The organism is Azospirillum humicireducens, assembly GCF_001639105.2.
Lineage (GTDB): Bacteria > Pseudomonadota > Alphaproteobacteria > Azospirillales > Azospirillaceae > Azospirillum > Azospirillum humicireducens.
Map to the genome: position 1 here is coordinate 151483 of NZ_CP028905.1, position 16237 is coordinate 167719.

Annotated in this window: 13 protein-coding genes; 3 read left to right on the forward strand and 10 right to left on the reverse strand. The window is 65.8% G+C overall.

Features of this window, described 5'->3' with window-relative positions; all coding sequences use genetic code 11:
* Positions 1-330: 330 nt before the first annotated feature.
* On the reverse strand, positions 331-1098 hold the full coding sequence (locus tag A6A40_RS23675; RefSeq protein WP_158279360.1) for a phage tail protein: 768 nt from the start codon (positions 1096-1098) through the stop codon (positions 331-333).
* Positions 1099-1446: 348 nt separating this feature from the next.
* Here A6A40_RS23675 and A6A40_RS23680 point away from each other — a divergent pair, with 348 nt between their 5' ends.
* Together A6A40_RS23680 and A6A40_RS23685 are read left to right on the forward strand one after the other, a co-directional pair.
* Entirely contained in the window at positions 1447-1938 is a 492-nt protein-coding gene (locus tag A6A40_RS23680; RefSeq protein WP_108548342.1) for an RT0821/Lpp0805 family surface protein, read from the forward strand.
* 115 nt (positions 1939-2053) lie between these two features.
* Positions 2054-4423, forward strand: coding sequence for an HAD family hydrolase (locus tag A6A40_RS23685; RefSeq protein WP_108548343.1), 2370 nt, complete (start codon positions 2054-2056; stop codon positions 4421-4423).
* A 16-nt stretch (positions 4424-4439) separates the two neighbouring features.
* Here A6A40_RS23685 and A6A40_RS23690 read toward each other — a convergent pair whose 3' ends face one another.
* From A6A40_RS23690 to asnB, 9 genes are all read right to left on the reverse strand, one after another.
* On the reverse strand, positions 4440-5795 hold the full coding sequence (locus A6A40_RS23690) for a nucleotide sugar dehydrogenase (protein ID WP_162363842.1): 1356 nt from the start codon (positions 5793-5795) through the stop codon (positions 4440-4442).
* Positions 5796-5865: 70 nt separating this feature from the next.
* Complete coding sequence (locus A6A40_RS23695; protein WP_108548344.1) at positions 5866-6990, reverse strand: DegT/DnrJ/EryC1/StrS family aminotransferase; 1125 nt, start codon at positions 6988-6990, stop codon at positions 5866-5868.
* Complete coding sequence (locus tag A6A40_RS23700; protein WP_108548345.1) at positions 6987-7571, reverse strand: acyltransferase; 585 nt, start codon at positions 7569-7571, stop codon at positions 6987-6989. The genes A6A40_RS23695 and A6A40_RS23700 overlap by 4 nt, the downstream gene beginning before the upstream one ends.
* A 13-nt stretch (positions 7572-7584) precedes the next feature.
* Positions 7585-8529 carry a Gfo/Idh/MocA family protein gene (locus A6A40_RS23705; protein WP_108548346.1) on the reverse strand — a complete coding sequence of 315 codons (945 nt, stop codon included), beginning with the start codon at positions 8527-8529 and terminating at the stop codon, positions 7585-7587.
* Between the two features lie 38 nt (positions 8530-8567).
* A complete protein-coding gene (gene wecB, locus A6A40_RS23710) occupies positions 8568-9683 on the reverse strand; it encodes a non-hydrolyzing UDP-N-acetylglucosamine 2-epimerase (RefSeq protein ID WP_108548347.1) in 1116 nt (371 codons plus the stop codon).
* Complete coding sequence (locus tag A6A40_RS23715; protein WP_108548348.1) at positions 9680-10777, reverse strand: NAD-dependent epimerase/dehydratase family protein; 1098 nt, start codon at positions 10775-10777, stop codon at positions 9680-9682. The genes wecB and A6A40_RS23715 overlap by 4 nt, the downstream gene beginning before the upstream one ends.
* Before the next feature lie 16 nt (positions 10778-10793).
* Entirely contained in the window at positions 10794-11729 is a 936-nt protein-coding gene (locus A6A40_RS23720; protein WP_236783999.1) for an NAD-dependent epimerase/dehydratase family protein, read from the reverse strand.
* On the reverse strand, positions 11726-12664 hold the full coding sequence (locus A6A40_RS23725; protein ID WP_108548349.1) for an NAD-dependent epimerase/dehydratase family protein: 939 nt from the start codon (positions 12662-12664) through the stop codon (positions 11726-11728). Before A6A40_RS23725 ends, A6A40_RS23720 begins: the two co-directional genes overlap by 4 nt.
* A 49-nt stretch (positions 12665-12713) precedes the next feature.
* A complete protein-coding gene (asnB, locus tag A6A40_RS23730) occupies positions 12714-14672 on the reverse strand; it encodes an asparagine synthase (glutamine-hydrolyzing) (protein WP_108548350.1) in 1959 nt (652 codons plus the stop codon).
* A gap of 265 nt (positions 14673-14937) precedes the next feature.
* On the opposite strand from asnB, the gene A6A40_RS23735 reads away from it, so the two are divergent.
* Positions 14938-16076 (forward strand): IS3 family transposase gene (locus tag A6A40_RS23735; RefSeq protein ID WP_108548351.1). Its coding sequence is split into 2 segments (ribosomal slippage): positions 14938-15193 and positions 15193-16076, totalling 1140 coding nucleotides; the frame shifts between segments, so codons are not numbered across the junction.
* The last annotated feature ends 161 nt before the right edge of the window (positions 16077-16237 follow it).

Consider the following 16237-nt stretch of genomic DNA (forward strand, 5'->3'; position numbering starts at 1 on the left):
GGTAAAGGACGGGATGTCGGATCGGGGAAGGCGGGCAACACGCCTTGCGCGGCTCCGAAGCTGCATGACCTCGTCGCGGAACGAGCGGCGGCCCGCGACGCTGACGGCGGCGCCGGAAAAGCGGACCTGAGCGTATGGAAGACGTCCGACGGCGCCGACGCGAGATTGCGCCGATCGGGAGGCGGCGGCGATCGGGGGTGATCTGTGCGCCCGGAGCCCGGCCGTCCCTGTTCAAGGCGCCGGCACCGTCATCGACCGGAAGCAGGCGGGGGTGGCATCCGCCGCTTCCGGAAGATCCCCGCCTGCCGGTGGAGCCCTGTGCCGGCGCCCTTACGGACGATTCGGATAAAGGCCGTTGGCCACGATGCAGACGGTCTGCCCGATCGCCGGGGACTGGGTGGAAACTTTCTGGGTCGCGCCGGCCGAAGCCGGGGCGACGGCCACCCTGCCGCCGGTGATGCCGGTGTTGGGTACTGTGATGGAGCCGCTGGCCGTCCCCTTCACATTGGCTGCGGTGCCCGGTCCGCTGGTGTTGTAAGGACCGTTCAGGGTGACGCCGAGGCCGCCATCCGAGACGCTGGCATCGCCGAGATAGACGGTTCCCGAGGTCGGGGCCGACACCGGGTTGCCGCCGTTGGTGATGGGAACGCTGACGTTGCCTGTGAACGGCACGGTGGTCGAACCGCTTGTTCCGCCGCCGGTGCCGGTGAAGGTGGCGGCGTGGGTGTGCGGCTGCAGCGGGACCTGTGTCGGCGCCAGCAGAAGCTCCTGCTGGCCGACCTTGGCGCCAATCGCGATGTTCGCCAGGCCGGGACCGGTGCCGCTGCCGATGACGGCACGGCCGCGCAGGTCAGGAATGCCGAACGTATTCACTTTGTCGCCGCCGTAGCTGAAACCGACCAGTGCGAACAGCGCCTGATACTCCCGAATCGCCAAAGTGCGGCCATCGGCTAGGATATAGTTGCGCGGGCACCAGTCGAAGGCAAATGTACAGATTGTTCCGATATATGCATCATCGTTGCAGGCAAGCGCAGGACTCGACGAAAGGGAAATTCCACCGAGAAGCGCAAATGACATTGGAAGGAAAATTTTTTTCATGGAAATCATAATTCCTTGTCTGTGGTTTGGTGAGGCATCTTTGCAAAAGTGTTGGAAATTTATTTAATTCTTCGCTCGAGGTGAGGTTGCGTGCGATCTGATTTCGCTTCAAAATCCTACCATAATCAAAAACCCTTTAAATAGAATTTTTCAGAAAATCTCGCGTTTCTGGAGACATAACGATTGGCATTATAGACGCAGGCGCGATCCAGGGATATCTGACATCGCCATGACATATCACGACGATTTCCCTTCGGCCTGACGGGGAGAGGGAAAGGCCTGCTGCACAGACGGCGACGCTTGCGCTATGATCGGGTCACCGTTCCTTGGGAAGAAGAGAGTTCTTCGATGCGTGCCCACACCCGTTTCACCCGCATCGCAGCGGTTGCGGTGCTTGCGCTGTCCACCGCGCTCGCCGGCTGCCAGACCGGCTCGATGGGCACCAAGGAGGGGTTCGGCACCGTCGGCGGTGCGGTTGCCGGCGGCCTGATCGGCTCGCGCTTCGGCGGCGGTTCGGGCAAGCTGGTGGCGGTCGGCATCGGCACGCTCTTGGGCGCCTTCGCCGGGCGGGAGCTTGGCGCTTCGCTCGACCGTGCCGACCAGGCCTATGCCGACCGTGCCGCGACCCAGGCCTACAGCGCGCCCATCGGCCAGCGGATCAGCTGGAACAACCCGCAGTCGGGCAATCAGGGCGTCATCGTGCCGGTCCGCGACGGCTATGACGGCTCCGGCTCCTACTGCCGCGAGTTCCAGCAGACCATCGTCGTCGGCGGCCGCACCGAACAGGCCTTCGGCACCGCCTGCCGCCAGCCCGACGGGTCATGGAAGATCGTGGGCTGACGGAACAAGACGGAGCGTCGGCTTTCCTGCGTCCGCTTGCCGACCTCCGTTTGGCGGAGGAAGATGGGCGGCCCTTCCCGTCGCTCCCTCCGTCTAACGATCCCGGTCAGCTCCTATGAACCCGTCTACCATTTTCGACCGCCAGCCTCTGCTGGTGTCGTTCGACGTCTTCGACACCCTCCTGCTGCGCCGGGTGGAGCAGCCCGGCGACCTGTTCGAGGCGGTGGGCGAACGGGCGCTTGCCGCAGGGCTGATTGAGCCTGGACTGACGCCCGTGCTGTTCCGTCTGGCACGCGAGGAGGCGGAGCGCCGAGCCAGGACCAGAGTTGCAAGCAGGGAGGTGGAGCTCGCCGCCATCCATGCCGAGCTTCGGCCGATCCTGTCGGAATCGGCCGATCCGGCGATGCTGGCCGCCCTGGAACTGGAGGTGGAGGCGGAACGGCTCTTCGCCAATCCTCTGCTGCTGACCGTGCTGCAAGACCTGTCGGCAGCGGGGATTCCGGTGGTCCTGCTGTCGGACATGTATCTGTCGCCCGATGACCTAGCGCGGCTGCTGGCAGCGGCGGGGATCGGGCCGGAGCTTTATGGCCGCCTCCATGTCTCCGGCGCTGAAGGCTGCTCAAAACGGGATGGTGGCTTGTTCCAGCTGCTGCTGGCCGCCCATCCCGGGATTTCCCCCGGCCGCGTTATCCATATCGGAGATGATCCGCTGAGCGACGTCGCCATGGCGCGCGCAGCCGGATTGGAGGCGATCCATTATGTACCGGGACCGGGACTGGCGCGCCTGCGCGAGCGCGAGCAAAGCGTGATGGGTCTGGCGGCCGACGCTCCGCCTCCACCCCGGCGGCTGGCCGCACTGGCCGGCCGGGAGGATGACGCGGAGGATGCCTTCGCGCTGGAGTTCGGCGCCCTGGTGCTGGGACCGGCGGTGGCGGAATATTGCCGCTGGGTGGTGGAGGAGTGCCGGCACCAGGGCATCCGCCGCATTGCCCCGCTGATGCGCGAGGCTGCCGTGTTCGCCCCGCTGATGCGCGACTGGATCGCCCATCGCGGCTATGACATGGAGGTGGTGGCCCTCCACCTGTCCCGTCAGGCGCTGATGCCGCTGGAACTGGCGGGGCTGGATGCCGCCGCGGCCCGCCGCATCCTGGGGGAGCGACCGCACCTGCCCTGGGACCGGCTGCTGGTCCAGGCGGGTGGAGAGGTGCCGGCCACCCTGCAGGACCTTGCCGGATTGAGGCTAGAGGAGCTTCTCGCCAAGCCAGCGACAGAATCCGGGGCCGCCGCCGACCGGGTGCTGGCCCTGTTTGACGACCCGGACCTGCGCGCCCGCGCCGCGCGTCTGGCCGAAGAGGCGCGGGAGCGGCTGCTCGACCATCTGGTGCAGGTTCTGGGGCGGGAAGGGCCGGTGGCGCTGGTCGACCTGGGCGCGCGCGGCAGCACGCCCGCCGCGGTGGCCCGGCTGCTGCCGGAGGGCCGGCGGCGCTGCCGCGTCTTCCTGACCTATGCGGTCGCCGACATCGTCCATGCTCTTGCCGACGGCATCGGGGTGCGGGTTTTTGCCGGACAGGACAGGACCGGCATGACGCTGGGCCGGGTGCTCTATCGCAGCCCGCAAATCCTGGAGCGGGTGTTGACCGGGCTGGACGGCACCACGCTGGGCCATCGGCGGGATTCCGGCGGGCGGGTGGTGCCGCTTCTGGCCGAGCCGCCGGCGAAGGGGGAGGAACGGCGGATTCTTGCGCTGTTGCAGCAGGGCATCCGCCGCTATGCCGACCTTATGACCGCCGTTTATCCGGCACGGGGGGAGACGATGGCGGTGACGGGGGTGCAGGCCCTGCTACCGTTGGCCGCGGCCCTGCTGCGGCCGACCGCGCAGGAGGCGGACATCCTGGGCGGCCTCGCCTATGACCAGAATGACGGCACGGACGGGGAGCGCGTCCTCTGCGACGCCACGGCGCAGGCCGTCGTGCAACCACTGGCGGAGATGGGGGAGGGGCCGATCCTGGCCCTGGCGCTGGGGCTGCGCCCCGCCCTCGCCCCCTGGCCACAGGGCGCGTTGACCCGCCTGGTTCCCGGGATCTTCCACCAGCCGGCAGACCTGCTGGGGCTGGAGGGTGGGCATGGCCCGGTCTGCCGGGCACTGGTGGAGCGGCTGCGGGGGCGGACGGATGGACGCTTTGGTGTCCTTGCCGTGGGCGGCGACGGCGGGATGGGGCCGGACTTCATCCGCTACGCCCGCGAGGCCGGGCTGGAGCCGGCGGCCTATGCCGACCTGATGGGCCATCTCGTCCTGCCCCCCTTGTTCCATGGGGTGGCGGTGCGGGACATGGGCGAGATGGCCAGCCTGGGCCTGCCCCTGGTGCTGGTGACGCTGGGCTATGCCGAGCGGCTGGCGGCGCTGATGCACGAACAGGCGGCGGCCGGCGGATTGTCGCCGCCGCGCTTGATCGCCTTGGGTCGGCCGGACCTGGAGCGCGCCTGATCCGGCGGCGACGATCTCAGGCGGCGACGATGGTCCCCCGGCTGTGCCGGCCGGCCATCACGTTGCGGGTGTCGACGATCAGCCCGGAATAGCCTTCCAGAAGACCGTAATCGACGGCGTCATGGTCGGTGCAGATCAGCACCGCCGTATAACCGGTCAGGGTCTGTTCGGTCAGGCCGACGCTGCGGCGCCCGGAATACTGGGCATGCTCGCGGGTGGGCGGGATCTCCGGCACATGCGGGTCATGATAGTCGACGACTGCCCCCCGCTCCTCCATCAGAGAGAGGAGGGCGAAGGCCGGGCTTTCGCGCACATCGTCGACATTCTTCTTGTAGGCCATGCCGAGCAGCAGAACCCGACTGCCCCGGAGCGCCACGCCGGCATGGTCGTTCAAGGCGTTCTGCAGCACCCCCACCACATAGCCCGGCATCTGCGAGTTGATCTCTCCCGCCAGTTCGATGAAGCGGGTGTTGACGTTGAACTCCCGGGCCTTCCAGGTCAGGTAGAAGGGGTCGATCGGGATGCAGTGGCCGCCCAGGCCGGGGCCGGGATAGAAGGGCATGTAGCCGAAGGGCTTGGTCTTGGCGGCATTGATGACCTCCCAGACATCGATCCCCATGCGGGAATAGACGACCTTCAGCTCGTTGACCAAGGCGATGTTGACGGAGCGGAAGATGTTTTCCGTCAGCTTCACCGCCTCTGCCACCTGGGTGCTACTGACCGGCACCACGTCTCCGATGGCCTGGCGATACAGGGCGGCGGCCATGGCGGTCGCCGCCTCGCCGTCGCCGCCGACGACCTTGGGAATGTTGCGGGTGGAGTAGCGGGCGTTGCCCGGATCCTCGCGCTCCGGCGAATAGGCCAGGAAGACATCGCGCCCGGCGACCAGACCGCCCCGCTCCAGGATCGGGCGCATCACCTCCATCGTCGTTCCGGGCCAGGTGGTGGACTCCAGCACCACCAACTGGCCCGGCTTCAGATAGGGCTCCAGTGCCGCAGCCGTCTTCTCGATATAGCTCAGGTCGGGTTCGCGCTGCGCCGTCAGCGGGGTGGGCACGCAGATGATGGCGGCGTCGGCGCCGGCCAGATCGGCCATCCTGGCGGTGGCCTTCAGTCTGCCGGTGTCCAGAAGCGGGCGCAGCGGGGCGGAATCGATGTGCTGGATATAGCAGTCGCCGCGCATCAGCCGCTCCGCCTTCTCCGGAGCGATGTCATAGCCGATGACCTCGAAGCCGGCCTGCCCGAAAGCCAGCAAGAGCGGCAGCCCGACATAGCCCAGCCCGATGACGGCGACGGTTCCCCGGCGGGCCTCGAAACGTTCGGTCAGCAGGGCCGGATCGGGAAGGGAATGCTGTGGCGTCATCATGCTCATGTGGCGTTGTCCGAGGATAGGTCCCGATCATGCCCGCTGGCACGGCGGGGGGAAAGCGGCCTGTGGTCGGTCATGCCGGCAAGGCGTCGCGGACGGCCCGGATGATGCGGTCCTGCACCGCCGGCTCCAGGTAGGGGTGCATCGGCAAGCTGAGCACTTCGGCCGACAGGCGGTCGCTGACCGGCAGGTCGCCAGCGGACGGAAAAGCGCGATAGGCCGTCTGCCGGTGCAGGGGCTTCGGATAATAGACCGCCGTCGGAACGTCTGCGTCCTTCAGCCGCGCCGCTAGCATGTCGCGCCGGCCGCCGCCGACGCGCACCGTGTATTGCGCCCAGACAGAGGTCACGCCGTCCGCTATGGCCGGCACGGCGAGGACATCGCCGAGTCCCCCGGCATAGCGGTCGGCGACACGGTTGCGCGCCTCGATCTCGTCGGGGAAAATCTCCAGCTTCTCCAGCAGGATAGCAGCCTGGAGCGTGTCCAGCCGGGAGTTCAGCCCGACCCGGACGTTGTCGTACTTATCGCTGCCCTGGCCATGCACCCGCAAGCTGCGGAGCGTTTGCGCCAGATCGTCGTCGTCCGTGAACAGCGCGCCGCCGTCGCCGTAGCAGCCGAGTGGCTTGGCCGGGAAGAAGCTGGTCGTGGTGATCGTGCCCAGCGTCCCGACCTTTCCCTTGGGATGGATGCCGCCGAAGGACTGGGCTGCATCGGCGAGGATCCAAAGCCCATGCCCGGCGCAGACGGCGCAGATCCGCCCATAGTCGGCGGCGTGGCCGAACAGATCGACGACGACCGCCGCGACCGGCCTCAGCCCATGGGCACGGGCGGTTTCCAGCCCGGCCTCCAGGCTGGCGGAACAGAGGTTGCAGTCCTCCCCCACATCGACGAAGACCGGGGTGGCGCCGGCCAGGACCACCGCTTCGGCGGAGGCGGCGAAGGTGAAGGACGGCACCAGGACGGCATCCCCGACCCCGACGCCCTTGGCCATCAAGGCAAGTACCAGGGCATCGGTCCCGTTGGCGCAGCAGATGGCGTGGCGGGCACCGCAGAACCCGGCCAGACGGCGCTCAAGCTCCTGCACCTCGGGACCCAGGATATAGCCGCCATGGTCCAGGACCTGCTCCATCGCCCGGTCCAGGCGCGTCCCCAGCCGGCGGCGCTGGGCGGCCAGATCGATGAAGGGGATGGTCGTCATGGCATCGCCTCCAACTGCTCGGGACCGGAAAGGCGATAGCGCGTTCCGTCGATCGGACAGACCAGATCCGCTCCCAGCCGGGCGCCGGCCCTGCTCATCCAGCCGTCCCGGCGGGCCGGCACCCCCACCATCAGCGCATAGTCCGGCACGTCCCTGGTGACCACCGCACCGGCCCCGATGAAGGCGTACTCGCCCACGGTGACGCCGCAGACGATGGTGCAGTTGGCCCCCAGCGTGGCGCCCCGGCGGATCAGGGTGTCGCGGTATTCGTCCTTGCGCGGGATCTCGGCCCGCGGATTGACGACGTTGGTGAACACACAGGACGGTCCGCAGAACACGCCGTCCTCCAGAATCACGTTGTCATAGACCGAGACGTTGTTCTGGATCTTCACCCGGTTGCCGATGCGCACCCGGTTAGCCACGAACACGTTCTGCCCAAGGGAGCAATCCTCGCCGATCGCAGCACCGCCGCACACATGCGTCCAGTGCCAGATCCGGGTTCCGGCACCGATCCGCGCCCCGTCGTCGACGATGGCTGAGGAATGGGCGGTCCAGCCGTTTCCGGTCAGGGGGTCTGTCATGGTCCAGCCCCCGTCAACCGAGCTGTCGGGCAAGCGGATGGTAATCCCCGTCCAGACCGAGAGGCTGGGTGTTGCGGATCGCATGCACCAGTTCGATGGAAGGCCGGGCGTCCTCCAGCCCATAGCCCCGTCCTGCCAGAATCTCGGAATAGCTGACGGTGTGCAGGTCGGTGAAGCCCTCGCTGAACTCCAGTTCCGTCCCGTCGATGGTGATCGAGCGCCAAGTGCGCTGCCCCTTCACTTTGGCAACTTCGGGCAAATGATCGGCGTTGATGGACAGGAACCAACGCACCCGGGCACGGGAGAACTCAAGCAGCCCCGCCGCCGCATCGGGCTGCAGCACATGCACCCGATTGGCTCTGCAGGGTCCGAAGATCCAGCCCAGCATGTCGAAGAAATGCACGCCGATGTTGGTGGCGATGCCTCCGGATTGATCGTCCCGTCCCTTCCAGCTGGCGAAATACCAGTTCCCGCGCGAGGTTAGATAGGACAGATCGACATCGAACACCCGGCCGGGCGGGGCAGCCGCCACCCGCTCGCGCAGGGCCAGGATCGCCGGGTGATGGCGCAACTGCAGGATGGTGTGGACGCGCCGTCCAGACTCCGCCTCCAGTTCGGCCAACCCGTCAATGTTCCAGGGATTGAGCACCAGGGGCTTTTCGCAGATGGCGTCCGCGTGGCTGCGCAGGGCGAAGCGGATGTGCGCATCATGCAGGTAGTTGGGTGAACAGATGGACAGGTAATCGATCCCCCGGCCGCTGCGTCGGAGCTTGTCGAGATGCCGGTCGAAACGCTCGAACTCGGTGAAGAAATGGGAATCGGGGAAATAACTGTCGATGATGCCGACGCTCTGGTTCGGATCGAGGGCCGCAACCAGCCGATTGCCGGTTTCCTTGATCGCCTTCAGATGACGGGGGGCAATGTAACCGGCGATGCCGGTCAGGGCGAACGTCTTCATGGCGCCTCTTATGTGTGGCCGGACAGATCCCCCGGCGGTCATGCTCTCGACCGTCTGCCATAGCGGTCGAGCAGGGTTTCAACGATGATGCGTCCGGCGTCGCCCTTTCCATAGGGTGTGATGTCCCGTCCTGCGGGCCGTTCGGCCAGCAGTTCCGCCGCCATGGCCCGTGGATCGTCATCGGGGGGGAGCAGGCGGTTCCAGCCGGCCTCCAGCAATTCCCGCCATTCCGTCTCGTTGCGCAGGACACAGCAGGGAACGCGATAGAAGAAGGCTTCCTTTTGAACGCCACCGGAATCGGTGGCGATGGTGCGGGCGGCCATTTCCAGCCGGACCATGTCGATGAAGCCGACCGGCTCGATCAGCTTCAGGCGCCGGGCCGCCTTTTGCAGAATTCCCAGACGATCCAGGGCAGCGCGGGTGCGCGGGTGCAGGGGCAGGACCACCGGCAAGGCTTCGGCGGCCAGTTCCAGCGCCCCGATCAGGACGCGCAGCCGACGCGGATCGTCGGTGTTCTCCGCCCGATGGATGGTTGCCAGCAGGAAGCCTTTTTCCGCCAGGCCGAGGCGGTCCAGGATGCTGCTCTGCCGCCGGGCGAGATCGGCGGTCATCAGGGCCGCATCATACATGACGTCTCCGGACAGACGGATGCGCTCCTCGGGCTGTCCCTCCCGCCGCAACTGCTCCATCGCCTCGACGGTGGGGGCGAACAGCAGGTCGCACACGCTGTCGGCCACGGTCCGATTGATCTCCTCCGGCATCGTCCGATTGAAGGATCGCAGGCCGGCTTCCACATGGGCGACCGGAATGCCCAGCTTCACCGCCGCCAGTGTCGCCGCCAAAGTGGAGTTGGTATCGCCGTAGACCAGGACGGCATCCGGCCTTTCGCGCTCGAACAGGAGTTCCAGCCCTTCCAGCATCCGCGCGGTCTGGACCGCATGGGAGCCCGAGCCGACCCCCAGATTGTGAGCCGGCGGGGCAAGGTCGAGTTCCCGGAAGAAGACTTCCGACATGTTGAAGTCGTAATGCTGGCCGGTGTGAATCAGCACATCATCGATGCCGGACCCGGCCATGGCCTTGGCCACCGCTCCCGCCTTGACGAATTGCGGGCGGGCGCCGACGACGGAACAGAGCTTCAGGAGCGGCCCGGTCATGCCGACAGTGCCGGCGACAGTTGCGGCCAGCGGCCTGCACCCGGATGGCTAAGGAACCATTGGTGATGATCGATGCAGTGACGGATCAGGTCCCGATTGGCGCGCGTCCAGTCGATGGTGCGCGCCAAACCGTCTTCCAGGCCGATCCCGGCGGCAAAGCCAAGCTCGCGCCTGGACTTCTCCGTCGATCCGAAACGCTGGCCGGAATTGTCCCAGGGCCGCGGCGGACGCAGGTCGATGCCGCCGGCATTGCCGGTCAGCCGGTTGATTGTCTCCGCCAGGGTGCGGATGGTCGTTTCCACCCCCGAGGCAAGGTTGTAGACCTCGCCCGCGGCGCCGCGAAGGGCGCAGGCCTGAAGGCCGCGCGCCAGATCCTCCACGAAGATGAAATCACGGCTGGCGATGCCGCCATTGTCCAGAGGCAGGCTTTCCCCGTGCAGAGCCTTCCAGACGAAGGTGGGGATGACGTTGCGCCAGACCGAATGGACCGTTCCCCGCCAGCTGCCGGCGCCGAGGATTTCCCGGGGGCCGTAGATGTTCTGGAACCGTGCCGTCACCACCGGCAGCCCATGCTGGCGCGCGTAGTAGGCGGCGTACATCTCCCCCACCAGCTTCGAGATGGAATAGGGGCTGTCATGGGACAGCGAGACGGGCGCGTCTTCCGGCGTCGCCACCGCTCCGTCGAAGGTCTTCTTCGCGACGGCACAGCCGGCCCCCGCATAGACCACCCGCTTCACGTCGCGGCGGCGGGACAGCCGGTCGAACAGCTTCAGGGTGGTGATGGTGTTGTTGTCGTGATCCGCGACCGGGTCGGCGATGGAGGACTGGTTGCCGTGGAAACAGGCGAGGTGGAAGACATAGTCCAGCCGTTCCGGCAGGTCGGCGAGCAACCGGTCGTCGGCGATCGACCCCAGCACGAAATGCACGCCCGACCCCTCCGGAAGATTGGAGGGATGGGAGGACAGAAGATTGTCGACGATGAAAAGCGCCTCAGGGCGCTGCGCCGCCAGCATATGGCAGAGATTGCTACCGACGAAGCCGGCCCCGCCCACCACCAGGATGCGGCTGCCGGCGAATGCGCTGCTGTCGCTCATTCCTGTTTCCTTCCCTTCAGCCCCGGGCCGCGGTCAGATGGGTGAAGGTCGCTTCCACCCCATGGCGGTCGAACCAGGCCACCTGCCGCCGTAGCCCCTCTTTCAGGCCGATGCGGGCGCGCCAGCCGAAGGTCCGTTCGGTCAGCGACGGGTCCAGCAGCAGCGTCGCAAGATCGTCGGCGGCCGGGGGCCGCACCTCCACGGGCTCATCGAGGGTGATGCCCATCGCCACCACCATGGCGTCGAACAGGTCCGCGATGCTGACGTCCGCCCCGGACGACACGTTGAACACGCCCTGCGCCCCGCCTTCGTCCAAAACCCGGTCCAGCAGGTCCAGGAAATCGTCCATATGCAGGAAGTCACGCCGGGCATCGGTGGCGAAGCAGCGCTTTCCTTCCCGCAGGCGCTTGAAGAAGATCGGGATCGGCCCGGTGTAATTCCGGGGGCCGTAGATATTGGCCAGCCGCAGCGACACCCAGGGCGTCCGCCCCAGCGGCAGCATCTGCTCGCCGGCCGTCTTCGAGATGCTGTAGCTGGTGATCGGGGCCAGGGGATGGTCGACCGGGATCGGCGTCCGGAGCGGTTGGCCATAGCATAGGGCTGTCTGCAGATAGATCAGCCGCCGCACGCCCAAACGGTCGCATTCGGCCATCACCCTCGCCGTACCTTCCGCGTTGGTGCGCAGGTCGCCCACCCAGTCGTTCGGATCCTGATAGGAGGCGGCGGCATGCACCACATGGGTGGGGGCGAACTCATCGAACAGCCGGGCCAGCAGACAGCCGTCCAGGATCGATCCTTCCACCTCGCGCAGGTTCGGATGAGGGGGCAGACCGCCGCGGAAGCTGGTGGCGTAATTGTCCAGAACGAGAACCGCCGCGCCTTGGGCAAGGGCATGCTCGGCGATGTTGGATCCCAGGCAGCCGGCTCCGCCGGTGATCAGCAGGCGCATCATTTCTTGCCCAGATCCTTCAGGTGGGTATAGCCGCCCTGCACGCCGTGGGTGCGGTAATACTCGACGCTGCGGCGGACGATCTCCTCGATCGGGGTGAAGTCCGGCCGTCCGAAGTCGGCGAAGGTGCGGGCGGGGTCCAGCAGGATGGTCGGGGCGTCGTCCGGCCCGAGCGGACGAATTTCTGGTTCTGGCACCTCGTTCAGCCCCATGGAGCGGGCGACCAGATCGTAGAGCGTCTGGATGGCCACATCCGTACCGGAGGAGAAATGATAGGTGCCGTGCCCCACGCCGTCGATGGCCCGGACCACCGTGCGGGCGAGGTCGCCGGAGAAGACGAAGTCCCGGCGGGCCGGAGTGACGAAGCAGCGCTTCTTCTGGGCCAGACGCTCGTAGAAGATCGGGATCGGGCCGCTGACCCCGCGCGGGCCGACCACATTGGCCAGGCGGAAGGTGACGAAATCCAGGCCGCTGTACTGGATGTACTGCTCCCCGGCCGTCTTCGAGATGGCATAGCTGCTGTTGCCGGGATCCAGCGGATGATCGAGCGGGATCGGTTGGGCCAGCGGCTTCACGCCATAGCACAATGCGGTCTGGAAATAGACGAGGCGGGAGACGCCGGCGTCCTTGGCTTCGCGCACGATGGTCGCGGTGCCGACGGCGTTGGTCTGCGCATCGGTGGGCCAGTCCTCCGGGTCGCGGTAGGAGGCGGCGGTGTGGATCACGGCGTCGGGCCGGAAATCCCCCATCAGCTGGCGGATCAGCGGACGATCGGTGATGGCCCCCTCGACCAGGGTGAGATTGCCATGCGAAGCGAGATTGTCGCGGCGTCCGGTGGCGAAATTGTCCACGGCCACCACCTGATCGCCGCGGTCCAGCAGCATGTCGATGGTGGTGGACCCGACCAGACCGGCTCCCCCGGTGACGAAAACCTTCATGACCCCTCCTGCGACCGGCTTCATGCCGAACCACGCAACGTTGGATGCTCTATGCCACCGCTTCCCCTATCGGGGAAAGAGCCATCTCGGGCTCGGCCGCCGGCATCCGGCGGAATTCCGCCGCCTGGTCGATGAAGCGCCGATGCCAGAGTTCCAGGCTCATCAGACCCCACAGCTTGCGCGAGAAGCGGCCGGAATGGGCCAGATTGCCCAAGACCACGTCCGTGTTGATGAAGCCCCGCTGCCGTGCCTGCTGCGATCCGAAAAGATCGTGGACGAAGTCCTTCAACTCGATATCCAGCCAGGGTTTCAGCGGCACCGGGAACCCCATCTTGTCGCGGCGGCTGTACAGCTCCCTGGGCACGCTGCCCTTGAACGCCTTGCGCAGCAGATGCTTCAGCTTGCCATTCTTGAACTTGATGTTGGCGGGGATGGTGGCAGCGAACTCGACCAGCTTGTGGTCCAACAGCGGAACCCGGGATTCCAGACCATGGGCCATGCTCATCCGGTCTTCCACATGCAGCAGAGCCGGCAGCAGGCACTTCAGGTCGAAATGGGTCATGCTGTCGAAATAGGCTTCCTTGCGGACATTGTTGCGGTTGTTGAAGATGGCCTTGAACTTGTCCACCACGGCCGTCTTGTCCAGCTGGGTCCAGTCCACCTCGGCTTCCATGTCGGCGGAACGGTCGATCAACTGGAAATACCGGTCGTCCAGGGAGCCGAACAGGCCCTTGCGCCAGAACTCCTGCATCAGCGGGACATATTCCTGCAGCGCCCCGAGATTCGGCACGATGGATTCGATGGTAACGACGAAGTTGCCGTTCTGATAGGTGCCGTTGACGGCGGCCTTGATGCATTGTTCGAAATAGGCAAGCAGATAGCGGGCATAGCCACCAAAGATTTCATCCCCGCCCTGGCCTCCCAGAACCACCTTGGTGTGCCGGGCGGCGAGACGCGAGACCATATATTGCGGAAAACTGCCGGGTCCGGCGATCGGTACGTCGAGATGGTAGATGACCTGTTCGATATGGGTCAGGAAATCGGACGGCGTGATGTCGACTTCGTATAGGGGGCTGCCGGACTGTTCGGCCACGACGCGGGCATAGTGGCTCTCGTCGAAGCCGGGCGGGACCGAGAACTTGCCGTGGAAGGCTGGCCCCGGCATCTGCTGGCGCTCTGCCGCCAGCAGCGTGACCAGGCTGCTGTCGAAGCCGCCGGACAGGTAGGTTCCGACCGGCACGTCGCTGACCATGGTCAGGCTGACGGCCTCCTCCACCAGTTCCTGGGTGCGGTTCACGAAATAATGGGCGCTGTGGTCCAGGTCCATTTCATGCTGGACATCCCAATAGCGCCACATATGCACGCCATTCCGATCCACCCGCAGCGCCTGCCCGGGCAGAAGCTGACGGACGCCGCGGAACAGGGTTTCCTCGCCGAGTGTGTACTGGAAGGTCAGATACTCGGCCAGGGCAGCCGGGTCCTGTTCCGCCGCGGGGAGAAAAGGCAGGAGCGCCTTGATTTCAGAAGCGAAGTAGAACCGGCCATCCACCTGGGCGTAGAAGAAGGGCTTAACGCCAAATCGGTCGCGGGCACAGAACAGCTGCTGCCGGGCATCGTCCCAAAGGGCGAAGGCGAACATTCCGCGCAGCTCGTCCAGGCAGTCCGGCCCCAACGCGGCGTAGGCGGCCAGGATGCATTCGCTGTCCGTGCGGGTGCGGAACGGATAGCCGGCCTCGAAGCGCCGGCGGAGATCCATGTAGTTGAAGATTTCGCCGTTGTAGGTGAGCGTCAGCCCGCCAGGGCCGTGCATGGGCTGTGCTCCGGCCGACGACAGGTCGATGATGCTGAGCCGCTGGTGCCCAAGGGCGACCCGGCGGTCGGGGGCGACCCAGAGTCCATGCCCGTCCGGACCACGATGGGCCAGCAGCCGGTTCATCACCGCCACGGTGGACGCGGGGCGCTCAAGCGGTTCGGCTGTCAGGCTGATAACTCCGGCAATTCCGCACATGCGCTTTCCCGTCCTTCTGAATCCGTCTTCAGCCCGTAGAGGTTTCGTCCCGTAGGACGGAACATGTCCCATCATCGGGATACAGCCACAAATGCAACGAAAACCCCGGCCTTGCAGGCATTGCCGACCGCTTACTCGGAAAATGGCACGGTAAGGGAATTTCGTTAACAAACCACGATTTCAGAGCCCGTTTGACAACTGAGATGGTCCCCGTTTCCCGGACATTCGGCTAAGCTTGGTTCGCCCAGGAAGAAGGACGGACCCGATGACGGGGAAACGGAAGCGGTATTCGGCAGAGTTCAAGGCGAAGGTTGCGCTGGAGGCGATCCGGGGCGAGCTGACGGTGTCGCAGTTGGTTGCCAAGCACGGCGTACACCAGACGCTGATCAACGCCTGGAAGAAGCAGGCGATGGAGGGGATGGCCGGTGTGTTCTCCGGCAAGGCGGAAGCCGCTGAAACCAGCCATCAGGGCGAGGTGGAGAAGCTGCACGCAATGATCGGCCAGTTGGTGGTGGAGCGGGATTTTTTGCGCAAGGCCTCCGGTCGATGAGCATCGGTCGGAGGCGGGAGCTGGTCGAGGCGGATCATCCGCGCCTGTCGATCACCCGGCAGTGCGAGTTGGTTTCGATCAGCCGGTCCAGCTACTACGGACCGGCCAAAGGCGAGCCGGCCGAGAACCTTGAGTTGATGCGGCTGATCGACGGGCAGTTCCTGGAAACGCCTTGGTATGGCAGCCGGCAGATGACCCGGCATCTGCGCCGGCACGGCCACCAGGTCAACCGCAAGCGGGTTCGCCGCCTGATGGTACGGATGGGCTTGCAGGCGGTTTACCAGCGCCCGAAGACGACCGTGCCACACCCCGAACACAAGGTCTGGCCGTACCTGCTGCGCGACTTGACCATCGACCGCCCCAATCAGGTGTGGTGCAGCGACATCACCTACATTCCCATGCGCCGCGGCTTTCTGTACTTGGTGGCGGTGATGGACTGGGCAACCCGCAAGGTTCTGAGCTGGCGTCTGTCGAACACCATGGACTTCGCGTTCTGCATCGAAGCCGTGGAGGAGGCGATGGCACGCTACGGCCGGCCGGACATCTTCAACACCGATCAGGGCAGCCAGTTTACCAGCCCGCGCTTCACCGGCCTCTTGACCGCGGCCGGCATTCGGGTGTCGATGGACGGGCGCGGCCGGTGGATGGACAACGTCTTCATCGAACGGCTGTGGCGTTCGATGAAATACGAATGCGTCTACCTCCACGCCTTCGAAACGGGCAGCGAGGCCAGAGCCGGGATCGGCCACTGGATCGATTATTACAACCACGAACGCCCACACTCGGCGCTCGGCGGCAGAACACCGGCAGAGGCCTACGAGGGCACAAGGGACCAGATCAGATTGGCCGCGTGATACGAATCTGAACCAAGCTTATTCCAGCCGCCAAGCTGTCCGGGAAACGGGGACCATCTCACCCGACCGTGGTACTCGGCGGATGCTTACCGAGCAGATCTCTTTTCCTCTTATCGATATGGATGGGTTATGATGAAAGATAGCAAGAGGAAACGGGATGG

What these genes read in the sequence shown, in the direction of transcription:
- A6A40_RS23675 (WP_158279360.1), bottom strand. Translation starts at nt 1,098, where the DNA reads ATGAAAAAAATTTTCCTTCCAATGTCATTTGCGCTTCTCGGTGGAATT.
- A6A40_RS23680 (WP_108548342.1), top strand. Translation starts at nt 1,447, where the DNA reads ATGCGTGCCCACACCCGTTTCACCCGCATCGCAGCGGTTGCGGTGCTT.
- A6A40_RS23685 (WP_108548343.1), top strand. Translation starts at nt 2,054, where the DNA reads ATGAACCCGTCTACCATTTTCGACCGCCAGCCTCTGCTGGTGTCGTTC.
- A6A40_RS23690 (WP_162363842.1), bottom strand. Translation starts at nt 5,795, where the DNA reads ATGAGCATGATGACGCCACAGCATTCCCTTCCCGATCCGGCCCTGCTG.
- A6A40_RS23695 (WP_108548344.1), bottom strand. Translation starts at nt 6,990, where the DNA reads ATGACGACCATCCCCTTCATCGATCTGGCCGCCCAGCGCCGCCGGCTG.
- A6A40_RS23700 (WP_108548345.1), bottom strand. Translation starts at nt 7,571, where the DNA reads ATGACAGACCCCCTGACCGGAAACGGCTGGACCGCCCATTCCTCAGCC.
- A6A40_RS23705 (WP_108548346.1), bottom strand. Translation starts at nt 8,529, where the DNA reads ATGAAGACGTTCGCCCTGACCGGCATCGCCGGTTACATTGCCCCCCGT.
- wecB (WP_108548347.1), bottom strand. Translation starts at nt 9,683, where the DNA reads ATGACCGGGCCGCTCCTGAAGCTCTGTTCCGTCGTCGGCGCCCGCCCG.
- A6A40_RS23715 (WP_108548348.1), bottom strand. Translation starts at nt 10,777, where the DNA reads ATGAGCGACAGCAGCGCATTCGCCGGCAGCCGCATCCTGGTGGTGGGC.
- A6A40_RS23720 (WP_236783999.1), bottom strand. Translation starts at nt 11,729, where the DNA reads ATGATGCGCCTGCTGATCACCGGCGGAGCCGGCTGCCTGGGATCCAAC.
- A6A40_RS23725 (WP_108548349.1), bottom strand. Translation starts at nt 12,664, where the DNA reads ATGAAGGTTTTCGTCACCGGGGGAGCCGGTCTGGTCGGGTCCACCACC.
- asnB (WP_108548350.1), bottom strand. Translation starts at nt 14,672, where the DNA reads ATGTGCGGAATTGCCGGAGTTATCAGCCTGACAGCCGAACCGCTTGAG.